Genomic DNA, 14,546 nt, shown 5'->3' on the forward strand with positions numbered 1-14,546 from the left:
TGCCTTTTTGAAATTCCTGTGGGAATTTATCTTTCATTTTGCTATCTTTAAGTTTCGAAATGAAAGTTAGCATGTTATGTCGAAACGCAATACCCAACAACGCCGCCATGGGATTATGAGTCTTTTGAATGAAACTGGGGAGGCCAGTGTCGAAGATTTAGCAAGGCGTTTCGAAACTTCAGAAGTTACGATTCGAAAGGACCTTACTGCGATGGAAAACCACGGCCTGCTGCTGCGTCGGCGTGGTGGTGCCATACCGGTTCCACGAGAGTTGGTTGTGGAGGATGGGCCATCGGAAGTGAAGCGCGCTATTGGCCGTGCCGCAGCGGCCTTGATTCCCGATCATCATCGCATCGTGATCGATTACGGCCGCACGACTGCGGCGATGATTCCCGAGCTGGAATCTAAGCGTGGCCTCGTGGTCATGACCAACTCTTTGCATGTGGCTAATGCCCTGCGGGAGCTGGAAAACGAGCCAACCCTGTTAATGACAGGCGGCACCTGGGACCCCCACTTCGAGGCCTTTCAGGGCAAGGTGGCAGAGCAGGTTTTACGCGATTACGACTTCGACAGAGCTTTTATCGGTGCCGATGGCATAGATCTGGAGCGCGGCACTTGTACGTTCAACGAGCAAATAGGTCTTTCCAGGGTGATGGCGGAAGTTGCACGGGAAGTGGTGGTGTTGGCGGAATCCAGCAAGGTTGGCAGGCGCATCCCCAACCAGGAACTATCCTGGTCACAAGTCGATGTACTGGTGACGGATTCTGGTTTGGAAGAGAGTGCCCAGGAGAAACTGAAGGATATGGGCGTGCGGGTGATTTGTGCATCCCCAAAACCTGTTGCCGGTGACTAGCGAAAGAATAAGCAAAAGACTTTTAGGAATTTGAGAGGAAATCGATATGTGTGGGATTGTTGGGGCACTGGCCCAGCGTAATGTGACGGGCATTCTTCTTGAGGGCCTGCGCCGCCTGGAGTACCGGGGCTATGATTCTGCGGGCGTCTGCCTTCGCGATGAAGATGGCCAGCTACAGCTGCGTAAGAGCTTGGGCAAGGTCGCAGACCTGGAGGCCAAGTTATCGACCGAGCCTGCTGAGGGCCTCCAGGGAATTGCCCACACTCGCTGGGCAACCCATGGAGTGCCTTCCGACGAAAATGCCCATCCCCATATGTCCGGACATATTACCCTAGTTCACAACGGGATCATTGAAAATCACCAATCCTTGCGTGAGGATCTTCAGGCTAAGGGCTATGAATTTGCCTCGGATACCGATTCTGAGGTGGTGGTTCACTTAGTTCATTCTTTGAGTACCAATGGCCATGGGTTAGTGGATGCAGTAAGCAAGGCTACCAAGATGCTTGAGGGCGCTTACGCGCTCGCTGTGATCAGTAGTGAGGAGCCCGAGGTCCTGGCCTGTGCGCGCTACGGCAGCCCCTTGGTTTTGGGGGTTGGCATTGAGGAGAACTTTATCGCTTCAGACCCAATGGCACTGCGCCAGGTTACCGATCGCTTTATTTTCCTCGAAGAGGGGGATGTAGCGGAAGTGCGTCGCAGCGGAATTTCCGTTCGCAATAAGCAGGGCGAAGAAGTGAGCCACCCGGTGCATAAGCTGGATAGGGGCCACGACGTTGCCGACAAAGGGCGCTATCGCCACTATATGCAGAAGGAAATCTTCGAACAGCCTGAAGTTGTAGCAGCGACTCTGGCTGGGCGTATTGGAGAGCGTACGGTCTTGTCCCAGGCACTGGGTAGCCTCGCCCAGGAAATTTTACCCAAGGTAGAACAGGTGCAGATCGTCGCTTGCGGCACCAGCTACCACGCAGGCATGGTTGCGCGCTATTGGTTGGAGGAGTGGGCGGGAGTGCCCTGCTCGGTGGAAGTGGCAAGTGAGATCCGCTACCGCAAGACCGTTGTGCGTCCGGGTACTTTGTTTGTGACTATTTCTCAGTCTGGCGAAACTGCGGATACCCTGGCAGCTCTGCGTCAGGCCAAAAAACTTGGCTACCTGGGTTTTATGACGATCTGCAATGTGCCCAACAGTTCTCTGGTGCGTGAGTCTGAACTTTCGCTGATGACGGAAGCGGGCCCGGAAATTGGTGTGGCCTCAACTAAAGCCTTCACCACCCAATTGGTGGCCCTGCAGTTATTCAGTATTGCATTGGCCAAGGCCAACGGCCTCCCCAGTGAGCGTGAGGCGGAACTGGTGAGTGCGCTGCATCAGCTGCCGAAGCTGATGGAAGAATTTACTGATCTCGATGCACTGGTTCAGCATACTAGCGAGGCTTTTGCGGAGAAGAACCATGCGCTGTTCCTCGGCCGTGGTGTCGAGTTCCCCATCGCCCTTGAAGGTGCATTAAAGCTTAAGGAAATCTCTTATATCCACGCAGAAGCCTATCCGGCAGGTGAGCTCAAGCACGGCCCGCTGGCATTGGTAGATGCGGATATGCCAGTAATTGTTGTGGCCCCCAACAACGAGCTGTTGGAAAAGCTTAAGTCCAACTTGCAGGAAGTGCGTGCGCGCGGTGGACAGCTGTTTGTCTTTGCCAGCCCTAAGGCCGGCTTCACCAGCGAGGAAGGGATCACTGTGGTTGAAGTGCCGGACTCCCCAGAGAGCTTGGCACCTATCCTCTACACAGTGCCTCTGCAGTTACTCAGCTATCATGTGGCGTTGCTGAAAGGTACCGATGTTGATCAGCCTAGGAACCTGGCTAAGTCGGTGACGGTAGAGTAACTCTCCAAGGCCATGGATGGCTTATGAACAAATCCACGCAGCGCTTTAGCTTTACCACGTCGGATGGGGTAAAGCTCAGCTATCTGTGTGCCGGGACTGGTCCGACTCTACTGATACTGCACGGTTGGTCTCAAGGGGCGGCCCTGTTCAAGCATCAACTTGCCGGTTTATGTGATCGCTACCGAGTCATTGCTCTCGATATGCGCGGCCACGGTCAGTCAGAAAAACCCTTGTATGGCTACCGTATTGCCCGCTTGGCGAAGGACTTACAGGAGTTGATCACAGCCCTGGACCCGGCCCCTCTCTATCTACTTGGCCACTCGGCCGGTGCTTCGGTGATCTGGAATTACCTGGAGATGTTTGGCGATACGCGAGTTTCCAAACTGATTTTTATTGATGAACCCGCCGCCTTACTTGCCCAGCCTTATTGGTCTGAACAAGAGCGTTTGCAGGCCGGTGCAATCCTCACTGCCGAACAGCTCTTCCAGTTTACCGGTCAACTGCGTAGCTCCCAGGGCGAGCAGGCAACCCGTGACATTTTGATGTCAATGGTGACTCCGGCAATGACACAGGATCAAAGGGAAGAGCTGGTTGGGGTCAATTTGCAGTTCCCGCGCGCTCTGGCGGCGCGCCTGTTTATTGACAATGTTACTCGAGATTGGCGCGATTTTATCCCCAGAATTGAAAAACCCTCTTTGATCGCCTTCGGCCGTGCCAGCCCTCACCCAGTAGAATGCCAGGAATGGATTCATCAACAAATTAAAAGTTCTCGGTTGGAGATTATCGAGGCTGAAGATGGAGGCAGTCACTTCCTATTTCTTGAAGCGCCACAGAGGTTTAATCGGTTGCTGAGTGATTTTCTCGCCAGTTAGTCGGGTTTAAATAGAGGCCTATTAATATTTTTTTGGCTGGATTGATTATTATCCGCTGGTTTTCCACAGGTACTCTGTTACCTGGTCTGCGTTCTTTTTCGGTGGGTAAGATAGGGAGTGTTATTAACAGGTTGGAGTTTTAAAATTTACCCTACGGCAGCAGGTGGCTGTTGATGTGGATATGTATTTTTTAAAAAAATCCAACTTTCCCAAAATTATGCACAAGGAACTCTAATTTATGAGAAAGTCCTTAGGTTATTAATAATCTTTCCCTATTTTTAATGAACTCTCTCTAGAGAGTATCTCTCTACCGATGCCAGAGGTGCCTGTTCGAAATTAATTGTTAGGTTTACAGCGTTTCGGTTAACTCTTTTCCCTCTTGTAGGGATCTTTGTTTCTTAAAGCGTCTGTGATCTTGCTTAGGCGCTAAAGCCCACACTTTGAATGACTTTGTGAAGCCTCGGTAATCCTCTTTTCTATACTGGCGGAATGCCTGACCTGTTAAGTCGGGTTGAAAATTGCAGTGCCGCGGTCTTTCAAAGGAATATGAGTGGGCGATGCACTATCTCGTTGTTGCTCTACTGTTACTGCTGGTAGTGGCGCTCAGCCTGATTGTCGCTAGAGTTTTGCCTTTTCCTGTTCCCTTGCCTCTTATTCAAATTTTGGGTGGTGTTCTTCTCGGCGCCGTGTTCGGCATAAAAATACCATTAGACCCAGAAATATTTTTTCTGCTTTTTATTCCACCTTTGCTTTTTTTGGCTGGCTGGCGCATTCCCAAGGGTGCTCTTTTCAGAGATCTAGGTTCGATAATTACCTTGGCTGTAGGGCTGGTAATATTTACCGTATTTGGCATGGGGTTTTTTATCGCTTGGTTGTTGCCGATTATGCCGATCGCCATGGCATTTGCACTAGCAGCAATACTTGCCCCCACGGATCCTGTGGCCGTATCGGTTGTGCAGGGCACCAATAATATTCCCCCAAGGCTTGAGCATATTCTTGCTGGAGAATCATTATTTAATGATGCCTCTGGTCTGGATATTTTTCGTATTGCTTTGGCTGCGGCGATGACTGGCAGTTTTTCTTTTCCACAGGCTGTAACCGGTTTTTTTTGGGTTGCCATAGGAGGGGTTGCCATTGGTGCGGGGGTGGCATTTATCTGTGGATATCTGTTGCGCTGGTTGGTGTACCTTCGCGGTGAGGATACGGCGATCCAGATATTGGTAAGCTTATTGGTCCCTTTTGCCGCCTACCAAGCCGGTCAAAGTGTGGGTGTGTCGGGAATTCTTGCTGCTGCAAGTGCGGGAATTGCCACTCATTACACCAGCCTGCATGGTTCAGAAAAATCCGCTACACGGATGGACCGTAGAGCAGTTTGGAATACCGTACAAACTGTGCTCGATGGCATTATCTTCGTGCTGCTGGGAGAACAGCTGGTGCGCCTTATCGATGTAGATTCGAGTTGGGCGCAGGATATTGGATTAGGTTGGATTGTATTGTATGTCCTGGCAATTTCTTTTGTTCTTTTGATGCTGCGTTTTATCTGGGTTTGGGTATCGCTTTACCTTTCGCGCTTTCGCCGCAACCTTCCCTCTCTCTCTACTCAGTTTGCTCTGGTCAGTGTGTTGAGCGTGGCTGGTGTGCGTGGGGCTATCACTCTTGCTGGTGCATTTTCAATGCCTCTGTTAATGCCTGATGGCAAACCATTGCCTGGCCGTGAAGCATCTATAGCGATAGCTATGGGGGTAATTCTGATTTCATTATTGGTTGCCAGTATTTTCCTACCATTTCTTCTTAGGCGCTTACCGGATACGCCCAGTCTTGCGGCGATTGGCGATGAAAAGGGAGCAAGGGTTTCTGCCGCTAAGGCCGCGGAACATCGTCTGATCAATTTGCGTAAAGAAATAGATGTACACTGGAAAAATAAAGAGATTGCCTACGAGGCGATCGATCACCTGCTGGAGATATACCGTCGGCGCATCAACATCGGTGATGATGAAGCGGGGGAGACGGTATGGTTGAGGGCACGGGTGGAACGCCGTTTTCGTCTGGCGGCATTGGCCGCAGAGCGACAGCGTCTTTTGGAACTCCGTGTGAGCCGGGAGATTGATGATGAGTTGCACAGAAAATTAGTGCTGGAAGTTGATCTGATAGAGGCCAGTATTTTGTCTAAGGAATAGAAATTTTCCCGGATCAATATTCGCAATAGGTTGGGAAAGGTATGAAGTATATAGAGCTGCTAAGTGTTGATGGCGTATCTACCTTTAAAGAGCGGAAAATAATCCAGAAGAACCATCAGCCACTTGGGGATTATTCTGATCCCTATCAGGTGCGGCAAATATATTTTCGCGAGTTCGATGAGCATCAGATTTTTGATTGGCACTGCGCGCCACGAGAGCAGTTTATTTTTTATCTGGAAGGTGAGGTGAAAATAACGACCAGCTCTGGCGAACAGCATATTTTTAGAGCTGGCGATATTTTATTAGCCAAGGATTTGTGTGGAAAGGGACATGTGAGTGAAACTCTGATACCAGGTCGGGCTGTGATCGCTGTGCTCGATCACAGCTCCGCAGTTGGCCACTAAGTCGCACTCAACCATATTGCGCTCAAAAGTTTGCGCCGTCAGCCAATACTCTAATCTGGGTAAAAGCTATCTTGGCGCTATGTTCCTAAGTCTTTTATCGGCACAGGCAGTGGCCAATTAAGACCTTTCGGTCTCCACTTTCGCCTCTTCCCAGTAATGATCCAGGTGCAGGTCCCTATCGCGGCGGTCTTCTTGTAGAGCCTGCAAGAGTTGTTCACGATAGATACGGCTTTGCGCGATATGCTGTGCCTCATCGCGCCAGTAGGGAAACAGTGCCTCCAGCATACGCTGGTCGTGCTGTTTAAATTTGCGTGCAGCGCGGCGCGCTTGCAAGGGGCTGAGTCCCAGCAGCTCCAGGGCCTTCTCACCAATTGCCAAGGCGGGATCGACGGTCTCGCGAAAAATATATTTTACCCCGGCTTCCATCAGCGCGTATTGGTGCATACGGCTGCGCGCCCGCGCGAGAATCTTTAAGTGCGGAAAGTGTTTTTGCAGCTGCGCGATGATCTCCAAAGACGCGGCCTGATCACTCAATGTGAGTATCACCAAGCGTGCCTGGGCGGCGCCGGCGGCGCGCAGTAGGTCTTCCCGCGTGGCATCACCGTAATAGGCCTCAATACCATAGCGACGAACTAAATCCAGCTGTTCGGCGTTGCGCTCCAGTAGGGTGGTGCTAAAACCACAGGCATTGAGCAGGCGTCCGGCAATCTGGCCGAAACGGCCGTAACCGATGATGATGACCGGTGAATTGGAATCCATCGGTGGTTCGTGTTCGACTGCCTGTGGGGCTTCCGGGCCGATAAGAAAACGCGGCTGAATAAACCTTTCAAATACCAGTAACAGAATCGGTGTGAGCGCCATAGTCAGGGCGATCAGTGCTACCAACAAGCTGCTGGCCTCGGCGTCGAGTACTTGGATTTGAGTGGAAAAGGACACCAAAACGAAGCCAAATTCTCCCGCCTGGGCCAGGGATAGAGCGAATAACCAATCTTCGCCCTTGGACATGCGCAGAAACCTTGCCAATAGGAACAGAACGCCAAATTTCACCACTACCAGGGCTACTACCAGGCCAAACAACAGCAGTGGGTTTTGCGCGATCTGCGCAAAGTTCAGGCTGGCGCCTACGGCGATAAAGAAAAGTCCCAGTAACAATCCTTTGAACGGCTCAATATCTGCCTCCAGTTCGTGGCGAAACTCACTCTCCGCCAACAGTACTCCGGCGAGGAAAGTACCCAAAGCCGGTGAGAGGTCGAGCCAGCTCATTACCGCCGCTGCAGCAAAGACAATCAGCAGAGCGGTAACGGTAAACATTTCGCGTACCTGGCTGCCAGCTACCAGGCGTAACAGCGGTCCCAGCAGATAGCGGCCGGTGATAGCGAAGGCGGCGATGGTGGCAATAACCGCAGCGGCATATCCCCATCCCTCCAAGCCGCTGGCGTGGGATTCGGCGGTAGTACCTGCGAGCAGTGGCAGCAGGGCGAGAATGGGGATTACAGCGATATCCTGGAGTAACAGCACCGCAAAGGCACTGCGCCCGCCTTGAGTTTTGAGAAGCCCTTTTTCATTGAGGGACTGTAAGACGATAGCGGTGGAGGACAGGGCCAGGATCAAACCGATCGCTACGCCGGTGCGCCAGCTCATGTCGAATAACCACAGCGCTATTGCCGCCACTGCAGCAGCGGTCAGGAGTAGTTGCGCGCTGCCGGTGCCGAGGATGGCGCCGCGCATTTGCCACAACTTTTTAGGTTGCATCTCCAGGCCGATCAAAAACAGCATCAACGCTACGCCGAATTCGGCCACATGCATTTCATCGCTGGCATCCCCCACCAGGCCCAGTGCGCTGGGTCCAATGGCCACCCCGGCCAGTAGGTATCCGAGTACGGAACCCAGGCCCAGGCGTGTGGCGATAGGCACAGCGATAACCGCGGCCCCCATAAAGATGACGGCTTCAACAAGGAAGTTAGAGTGTTCCATTGATCGATTATCGCTAGTTAGCAGTGTGTTGCTGATCGCTGGCGGGCGCGCTTTCCGGTTCGGCAAATTCGCGACTGCGGCGTATTAATGGCGCTATGGTAGAGCCCTGCACCACAATAGAAAAGAGCACTACGCCATAGGTCATAACCACCCATAGGTAGCGCAGGTCCTGCCCCTGAACAAAAGCACTGCCAGAGGGGATGGACATGGCCAGGGCCAGGGCCAGGCCGCCTTTGAGACCACCCCAGATCAATATCCGGTTGGTGTAAGGGTGGTAGCTGCGGCGCCTTTTCAGGTACAGGAAGGGCACCCCCACAGCCAGGACTCGTGCCATTAGTACGATGACAATCCCCGCCACCATTAGCAGGTAGTCCGCCGGGCGCAGATCGATAGTAATCAGGAACAGGCCCACCAACAGGAACAGCAGTCCGTTGAGGAAATCCTCGGTGATATTCCAGAAGTTATCCAGTTCGTGCTGGCTCACCCTGGAAAAGCCGCGCTCGCGGGTGAAGTTGCCGATAATAATTCCGCTCACTACCATCGCCAGGGCACCGGAGACACCGAGGATATTGGCCAATGAGAATCCGGCAGTTGGAATGACCAGAGTGAGCAACAGCTCCAGGCTGTGGTCGTCGGTGCAACAGATCAGCCAGTGGAACAGCCCTCCGATAATCAAGCCGAGCAGAATCCCCCCAATCGCTTCCAGCACGAATAGCTCTGCCACTGCCGGTACAGTTGGTTGCCCCCCTTCGAAAGCCACCGCGTAAATTACTGCAAATACCACAATACCGAAGCCATCGTTGAACAGGGATTCCCCTTCCACCTGAATGGAAACCTGCTCCGGTGCCTTAAGGTTTTTCATAATGGCCAATACGGCGATGGGGTCGGTGGGGGAGATCAAGGCACCAAATAATAGACAGTAAATGAAGGCTACCGGCATATTGATCAACATGAGGAACCAATACAGCAGGCCGCCCACCGCAAAAGTGGAAATCAAAGTACCAACAATCGCCAGCAAGCCAATTTCCAGTTTTTGATTGCGCAATTCCAACAGGTCGATATGCAAACTGCCGGCGAAGAGCAGGAAGCCCAGCATTCCCTTGAGTAGGATGTCTTCCAGGTTAAGCAACGGCAGCAGTTGGTCGGCCCAGGTGCGCAACTCCACTATCCCCAATTTGCCCAGGCCGGTGACAATGAGCGACAAGGCCAGGGCCCCAGTGGTGATGGCAATTGTGGTTTGCGCACGCAGCACATACTGATTTAGGAAACCGAGAAAGACCGACACCGCGGCAAGAAAACAAAAGGTGTAATAGACTTCCATGCCGTGCGTGGACTCCAGGGATAAGAATTGCGGGGCCTTGCCCACCCCTCAAAAGCGATGCTTTTACGGGCGAAATTATCAGTTGCTGAGTGTGCCGTTAGTGTAGTCGCGCAGGGGCCCACTCGAGTTTCCCTGACAGGGCTCTGGGCACAGGGGTGTCAGGTATAGATACCGCCGGCTGCGCCCTGGTTGGGGGCGCGCAATTGTAACGGCTCCTCAGTGCGGTACAACCGCATTTTCTATTTATATCTACAACAACTTTTCCGCGCCTGCCGAAACTGTCATTCGTTAATTTCCGCCTCGTCTGACTCTCAATTGCGGTGCAAGTTTCTCTTAGTGGAATACATTGCTGTCGGCATCGCCCCCATTTCGATATGGCTTCCCAACTACACTGGAGGCATCAGGTAGAGCCCAATGTAACAGTTAAAGAAGAGAGAAGGCCGTGGCACATCATCCCCTGTTATGTGATACCTCTAAACTTGTCGGGCGGGTATTAATGTCCCTGCTGTTTATCTTTGCCGGCTGGAATAAGATCGGCGGCTACAAAATGACGGAAGCCTTTATGGTTTCCATGGGAATCCCCGCCCTGTTACTTCCCTTGGTGATTATCGTAGAACTGGTCGGTGGCCTGGCGATATTGCTCGGATTCTTTACCCGCTTTTCCGCAGTGATTCTTTTTCTCTTCTGCCTGGCTAGTGCCTGGATGGTGCATTACTCACCAGGCGATCCCGCAGAGATGACCAGCTTTATGAAGAACATCACCATTGCTGGAGGCTACCTGATTCTCGCCTGCGCGGGTGCTGGGCGCTTCAGCCTAGATCACTGGATTCGCAAAAAATAGCGCCTTGTGAAGCCAGTAGGCGCCTATATTGCCCGATGCCGCACAGTCCACTCAGGAGGGTCACCGTGAAACTCTTTTATGCGCCAGGAGCCTGTTCTCTATCCCCACATATTGTCGCCCTGGAGGCGGGTATTGATCTCGAACTCTGCAAGGTGGATCTAAAGACGCATACCCTGGAAAACGGCGACGACTTTTATAGAGTTAACCCTAAGGGCTATGTACCAGTACTGCAGCTAGAGGGGGGCGAGTTACTCACAGAGGGCGTCGCTATTATGCAGTTTCTCGCCGAGCAAAAGCCCGATGCCGGTTTGGCGCCACCGTTGGGCACTTTGGACCATTACCGCTTGTTGGAGTGGTTGAATTTTATCAGTGCGGAGGTTCATAAATCTTTCTTGCCCCTGTTTTGGAAAGGCACTGAGGAAGAAAAGAAAAAAGCTCGGGAAAGGATTCTACGTCGCATAGACTATATTGAAGAGCAGCTACAGAACGACTACCTGCTGGGGAATTCTCTTTCTGTCGTGGATGCGTATCTCTACCTGATAAACCGCTGGCTCAAGGTGCAGGATTTTGATATGACACGGTGGCCCAGGTTACAGGCTTTTCAGGAGCGTATGGCAGCGCGCCCGACAGTTCAGCAGGCCTTGCAAGAGGAAAATCTCAGTTAGATTGAGGGCCCAAGAGTATATTGCCGCCAAATAAACAGTGCATCAGCTCCGCTAGCGTTGGTCGAAGTTGTGGCTGTACTCACTGAAAGCATCTTATCCCGTTCAGGAATAGTCCTCGATTTATTTACTCCCCACACATATCTTCTGCCTTATCTGGACAGGCAAATTGTCGTTGGTACTGACCCGGAGAGATACCGAAAGCTTTACGGAAGTGATGGCGAAGAGTTGCACTGCTCTCAAAACCAGAAACTTGTGCTGCATGATCAATGGTCTCACTGCCTGACTCCAGTGCTTTCTGCGCTACACGAAGCCGTTGTTGCGTTAACCATTCTTTAGGGGCCAGCCCCATGGATTGGCGAAATTTTCTATCGAAACTGCGACGAGAGAGATGCGCTTGCTTCGCCAAGTCGCCCACCATGATGGGTTTATCCAGGTTGGCAAGGGCCCAATCCAGGGCGCCCGCGAAATGATCGGGCCGCTTGGGAACTGGGGTCTCTACAAACTGGGCCTGTCCTCCCTGCCGATGAGGAGCCATCACCAGGCGCTTGGCTACAGAATTAGCCAATTCATAACCATGGCTACGCCGTAAATACTCTATTCCCAAATCTATTGCTGCTGAGCTTCCTGCAGAACAGGCCAATTTGTCCTGCCAGACATAAAGTACATCCCCTACATACTCTACTTTGGGGAATCGCTTTTTAAAGGTATTCGCATAGCGCCAATGAGTGGTGGCTTGCCTTCCATCCAGCAAACCAATTTCGGCAGGTAAAAATGCGCCAGAACAAAAAGTCAGAATTTGCCGGCGTTCCGCCGCAAAGGCTTCCACAGCAGCGTATACAGATTGTAGGGAGCAGTCCTTGGTTTGTGGTGTAGTCGGCCAGCTGGGTACGACTAACAAATCGTAATCCATCAGGCTGCTCACTTGTCTGCACTGTAGGGATACCCCCCCAAGCCCCAGCTGTGCCTTGGCAGTGAAGGAAACAACCTCTCCCTCATAGAGCGTATCGGTACAGGGGCGGGGTAAACAGAACAGTTCGGTCGCGCAGCCAAGTTCAAATAAGGCAACCTGGTGATGAACCAGAATCGCTACGCGCTTTGCTTTTCCCTTATCCATCATGCCCTCCCTTGATTTCTCACTTCGATACTCAGATTGGCTCAAATTTAACGCTATATGGCTTTTAAGCCAATCGTTAAATAAATAGCCAAAGAACAGAATACATACATGACAAAGAGTGAGTGTTAACCAAGGAGATAATTATGAGTTCTGCTGTAAGTCGTATTGCCCCAGCTAGCAGTCAAAAAGCCCTGCAACATTTCCAAGAACTGATGGCCTTTGAGACGGACTGCTGGGATGTTCATCATGCCCTAACCAATGGGCGCCAGGACTTTGTCCTGTTGGATGTTCGCGGTGAAGAAGCCTTTCGTCAGGGGCACATTTTGGGCGCTGAGTCCTTACCTTATCAGCACATCAATAAAGAGCTTGTATCTCGCTATCTAGATTCCACTCTGTTCGTCGTCTACTGCGCCGGGCCCCATTGCAATGCAACGGAGAAGGCTGCTGTCCGGTTGGCAAAATTGGGGCTTCCAGTGAAAAAAATGATTGGTGGTATAACCGGATGGATAGATGAAGGGTTCAAACTGGTGGGAGAAAAGGAAACTATCAGCGCCTAAGATCAAAGTGAGATTCTATCTCTCAAGGCCAGAAACAAAGAGGGTGAAGATTGCACCCTCTACCAATCCATCAAATTTGGCAACAAATAAATGCTTATACGTGACGCAAAGCCTAGTGATATTCCCGAACTATTGGAAATGATGCGTGGGTTAGCTAAATTCGAAGGCTACTTAGATAAGTTCAAGGTTACTGAGGAAGAATTAAATAATCGGCTATTTAAGCGGGCAGACTTTCAATGTTTAGTGGCCGAAGACAGTGGCGTGGCTATTGGCTACCTGGTTTTTTATGCCCTTCCCTTGACCTACGATTTAACTCCCTGGCTGTGGATTAAAGAACTTTACGTAGTTGGTAACAAAGAGTATCGCCGTAAAGGAGTAGGAAGGGCATTGATGGGGTATTTAATAAAAGAGGCCTATGAGCGGGGTAGTGCCAAAATAAAGTGGGAAGTTCTTTCTACTAATGTAGATGCACAAGCTTTTTATCAACAACTAGGTGGAGCTCCGGAACAGAAGTGGCAAATATGGTCCCTGAGTACTTAGCCAATGTGGCCGGGCCGAAATACCCCCTTTTCAATAGATGAACACAAAACTGACTCTTCAACGCGGGGTAAAGCGCCTGGTGATTGGTATATCCGAGTCGATGGGTGTGCGTGCCTGGGCGATTACCAGAGTGGAGAATAGGGCCACTACTGCACACCCAAACATGGACGCGGCAATAGGAACCAGGGTGCCGGTGTGCAGGCTGCTGACCAATCCGCCCAGCACACCGCCTGTGATAAAAATTGTGGCGCCATACAGGGCGTTGGCGCTGCCGCTGATTTTGGGAAAAAACTCCAGATAACAGGCGGCGGCATTGGGCCCGGTAATACCGATACAGCTCATTACCAATACCAGCGGTACCATCCACAGAGTCAGCTCTTTAATACCGGTCAAAGTGCCGAGTAATAGCAAACCACAGCCGAGCATCTGCAGAGTGACGCCAGCCAATAAAATATTGCGCGGCTGGAACAGGTTGAGCAGGCGGATATTGACCTGCACCATACAGATCAGCCCCAGAATACAGGCGCCAAAGAACAGCGGGAAGCGGCTCGGACTGACACTGAAGTAGTCCATAAAGACAAAGGGTGCGGTGGTGATATAGATAAACATCGAACCACTGACACAGGCCTGGGCGCCGAGAAAACCGAGGGCGCGGCGGTTGCGTAGCACTTGTCCATAAGTGGAAATCAGTGAAGCTAATGGCATCAACTGGCGCCGCGCGCGGGTAAAACGCGATACAGTTTCTGGTAACAGTAAGCGCACTAATAGCAGCATGGCAGCGGCGTACAGTAGCAGGAATACAAAAATACTCTGCCAGCCACCCACTGCGAGCAGTAGAGAGCCGATTACTGGAGCGATCAGGGGGGCGATCAGCATGATGGTACTGATCATAGAAATAATTTTGGCGGCTTCACGCCCACTGTGCAGATCGCGCACTATGGCGGCGCAAATCACTGTAGCAAAACCGCCCCCCACGGCCTGGAAAAAGCGCAGGATAATCAGTTGATCGACATGGTCGGCAAATAGGATCAGCAGTGAACTGACGATATAAATGCACAGGCCGATAGTGCCGACCAGTCGCCTGCCCCAACGATCGGAGAGAGGGCCGCCGAAGAGCTGGCCTAGGGCAAAACCCAGTAAAAAGCTGGAGACCGAATACTGCACCCGCTCCACTTCGGTATCGAGCGCACCGGCCATGGCCGGGATAGCCGGCAAGTAACTGTCGATGGAAAATGGCGTCAGGGAGACCAGCGCCGCTAGCCATACCACCAACCAGCGCGGTGCTTTTTGCTCAGCGGATAATGCGGTGGATGTCATGGAATTGCTCTGGAACGGCTAGGGGCACTTGTTGG

General features: G+C 51.8%; 13 protein-coding genes. 9 read left to right on the forward strand and 4 right to left on the reverse strand.

Features of this window, described 5'->3' with window-relative positions; genetic code table 11:
• The first annotated feature begins 76 nt into the window (after positions 1-76).
• The 5 genes from ACJJIV_RS11160 to ACJJIV_RS11180 all read left to right on the forward strand — a co-directional run bounded on the left by ACJJIV_RS11160 (position 77) and on the right by ACJJIV_RS11180 (position 6,182).
• On the forward strand, positions 77-853 hold the full coding sequence (locus ACJJIV_RS11160; RefSeq protein WP_252083938.1) for a DeoR/GlpR family DNA-binding transcription regulator: 777 nt from the start codon (positions 77-79) through the stop codon (positions 851-853).
• A gap of 46 nt (positions 854-899) precedes the next feature.
• Positions 900-2,729, forward strand: coding sequence for a glutamine--fructose-6-phosphate transaminase (isomerizing) (glmS, locus tag ACJJIV_RS11165; RefSeq protein WP_444889007.1), 1,830 nt, complete (start codon positions 900-902; stop codon positions 2,727-2,729).
• Between the two features lie 23 nt (positions 2,730-2,752).
• A complete protein-coding gene (locus tag ACJJIV_RS11170; RefSeq protein WP_444889008.1) occupies positions 2,753-3,601 on the forward strand; it encodes an alpha/beta fold hydrolase in 849 nt (282 codons plus the stop codon).
• A 557-nt stretch (positions 3,602-4,158) separates the two neighbouring features.
• Positions 4,159-5,778, forward strand: a complete 1,620-nt coding sequence (locus tag ACJJIV_RS11175; protein ID WP_444889009.1) for a Na+/H+ antiporter — start codon at positions 4,159-4,161, stop codon at positions 5,776-5,778.
• A 41-nt stretch (positions 5,779-5,819) separates the two neighbouring features.
• Positions 5,820-6,182: a cupin domain-containing protein gene (locus tag ACJJIV_RS11180; RefSeq protein WP_252083934.1), complete on the forward strand. Its 363-nt coding sequence runs from the start codon at positions 5,820-5,822 to the stop codon at positions 6,180-6,182.
• Between the two features lie 117 nt (positions 6,183-6,299).
• Here the strand turns inward: ACJJIV_RS11180 and ACJJIV_RS11185 are convergent, their stop codons facing one another.
• Both ACJJIV_RS11185 and ACJJIV_RS11190 read right to left on the reverse strand, forming a co-directional pair.
• On the reverse strand, positions 6,300-8,156 hold the full coding sequence (locus tag ACJJIV_RS11185; RefSeq protein WP_252083933.1) for a monovalent cation:proton antiporter-2 (CPA2) family protein: 1,857 nt from the start codon (positions 8,154-8,156) through the stop codon (positions 6,300-6,302).
• 13 nt (positions 8,157-8,169) lie between these two features.
• Complete coding sequence (locus ACJJIV_RS11190) at positions 8,170-9,477, reverse strand: cation:proton antiporter (protein WP_252083932.1); 1,308 nt, start codon at positions 9,475-9,477, stop codon at positions 8,170-8,172.
• A gap of 442 nt (positions 9,478-9,919) precedes the next feature.
• On the opposite strand from ACJJIV_RS11190, the gene ACJJIV_RS11195 reads away from it, so the two are divergent.
• Together ACJJIV_RS11195 and gstA are read left to right on the forward strand one after the other, a co-directional pair.
• On the forward strand, positions 9,920-10,318 hold the full coding sequence (locus ACJJIV_RS11195) for a DoxX family protein (protein WP_252083931.1): 399 nt from the start codon (positions 9,920-9,922) through the stop codon (positions 10,316-10,318).
• 65 nt (positions 10,319-10,383) lie between these two features.
• Positions 10,384-10,983, forward strand: a complete 600-nt coding sequence (gene gstA / locus ACJJIV_RS11200; protein WP_444889010.1) for a glutathione transferase GstA — start codon at positions 10,384-10,386, stop codon at positions 10,981-10,983.
• A gap of 124 nt (positions 10,984-11,107) precedes the next feature.
• Here gstA and ACJJIV_RS11205 read toward each other — a convergent pair whose 3' ends face one another.
• On the reverse strand, positions 11,108-12,097 hold the full coding sequence (locus ACJJIV_RS11205) for a helix-turn-helix domain-containing protein (RefSeq protein WP_444889011.1): 990 nt from the start codon (positions 12,095-12,097) through the stop codon (positions 11,108-11,110).
• A gap of 143 nt (positions 12,098-12,240) precedes the next feature.
• Between ACJJIV_RS11205 and ACJJIV_RS11210 the strand changes: the two genes are divergently transcribed.
• The gene (locus ACJJIV_RS11210) at positions 12,241-12,654 is read left to right on the forward strand and encodes a rhodanese-like domain-containing protein (protein ID WP_444887604.1); all 414 of its coding nucleotides are present in this window, start codon (positions 12,241-12,243) and stop codon (positions 12,652-12,654) included.
• A gap of 90 nt (positions 12,655-12,744) precedes the next feature.
• Positions 12,745-13,194 (forward strand): GNAT family N-acetyltransferase, encoded by a 450-nt coding sequence (locus ACJJIV_RS11215; protein WP_444889012.1) that lies wholly within the window; start codon positions 12,745-12,747, stop codon positions 13,192-13,194.
• 57 nt (positions 13,195-13,251) lie between these two features.
• On the opposite strand, the gene ACJJIV_RS11220 is transcribed toward ACJJIV_RS11215, so the two are convergent.
• Entirely contained in the window at positions 13,252-14,511 is a 1,260-nt protein-coding gene (locus ACJJIV_RS11220; protein WP_444889013.1) for a multidrug effflux MFS transporter, read from the reverse strand.
• Positions 14,512-14,546: the final 35 nt, after the last annotated feature.

The organism is Microbulbifer mixtoriginis (SeqCode) (genome assembly GCF_052466765.1).

What these genes read in the sequence shown, in the direction of transcription:
- ACJJIV_RS11160 (WP_252083938.1), top strand. Translation starts at nt 77, where the DNA reads ATGTCGAAACGCAATACCCAACAACGCCGCCATGGGATTATGAGTCTT.
- glmS (WP_444889007.1), top strand. Translation starts at nt 900, where the DNA reads ATGTGTGGGATTGTTGGGGCACTGGCCCAGCGTAATGTGACGGGCATT.
- ACJJIV_RS11170 (WP_444889008.1), top strand. Translation starts at nt 2,753, where the DNA reads ATGAACAAATCCACGCAGCGCTTTAGCTTTACCACGTCGGATGGGGTA.
- ACJJIV_RS11175 (WP_444889009.1), top strand. Translation starts at nt 4,159, where the DNA reads ATGCACTATCTCGTTGTTGCTCTACTGTTACTGCTGGTAGTGGCGCTC.
- ACJJIV_RS11180 (WP_252083934.1), top strand. Translation starts at nt 5,820, where the DNA reads ATGAAGTATATAGAGCTGCTAAGTGTTGATGGCGTATCTACCTTTAAA.
- ACJJIV_RS11185 (WP_252083933.1), bottom strand. Translation starts at nt 8,156, where the DNA reads ATGGAACACTCTAACTTCCTTGTTGAAGCCGTCATCTTTATGGGGGCC.
- ACJJIV_RS11190 (WP_252083932.1), bottom strand. Translation starts at nt 9,477, where the DNA reads ATGGAAGTCTATTACACCTTTTGTTTTCTTGCCGCGGTGTCGGTCTTT.
- ACJJIV_RS11205 (WP_444889011.1), bottom strand. Translation starts at nt 12,097, where the DNA reads ATGGATAAGGGAAAAGCAAAGCGCGTAGCGATTCTGGTTCATCACCAG.
- ACJJIV_RS11210 (WP_444887604.1), top strand. Translation starts at nt 12,241, where the DNA reads ATGAGTTCTGCTGTAAGTCGTATTGCCCCAGCTAGCAGTCAAAAAGCC.
- ACJJIV_RS11215 (WP_444889012.1), top strand. Translation starts at nt 12,745, where the DNA reads ATGCTTATACGTGACGCAAAGCCTAGTGATATTCCCGAACTATTGGAA.
- ACJJIV_RS11220 (WP_444889013.1), bottom strand. Translation starts at nt 14,511, where the DNA reads ATGACATCCACCGCATTATCCGCTGAGCAAAAAGCACCGCGCTGGTTG.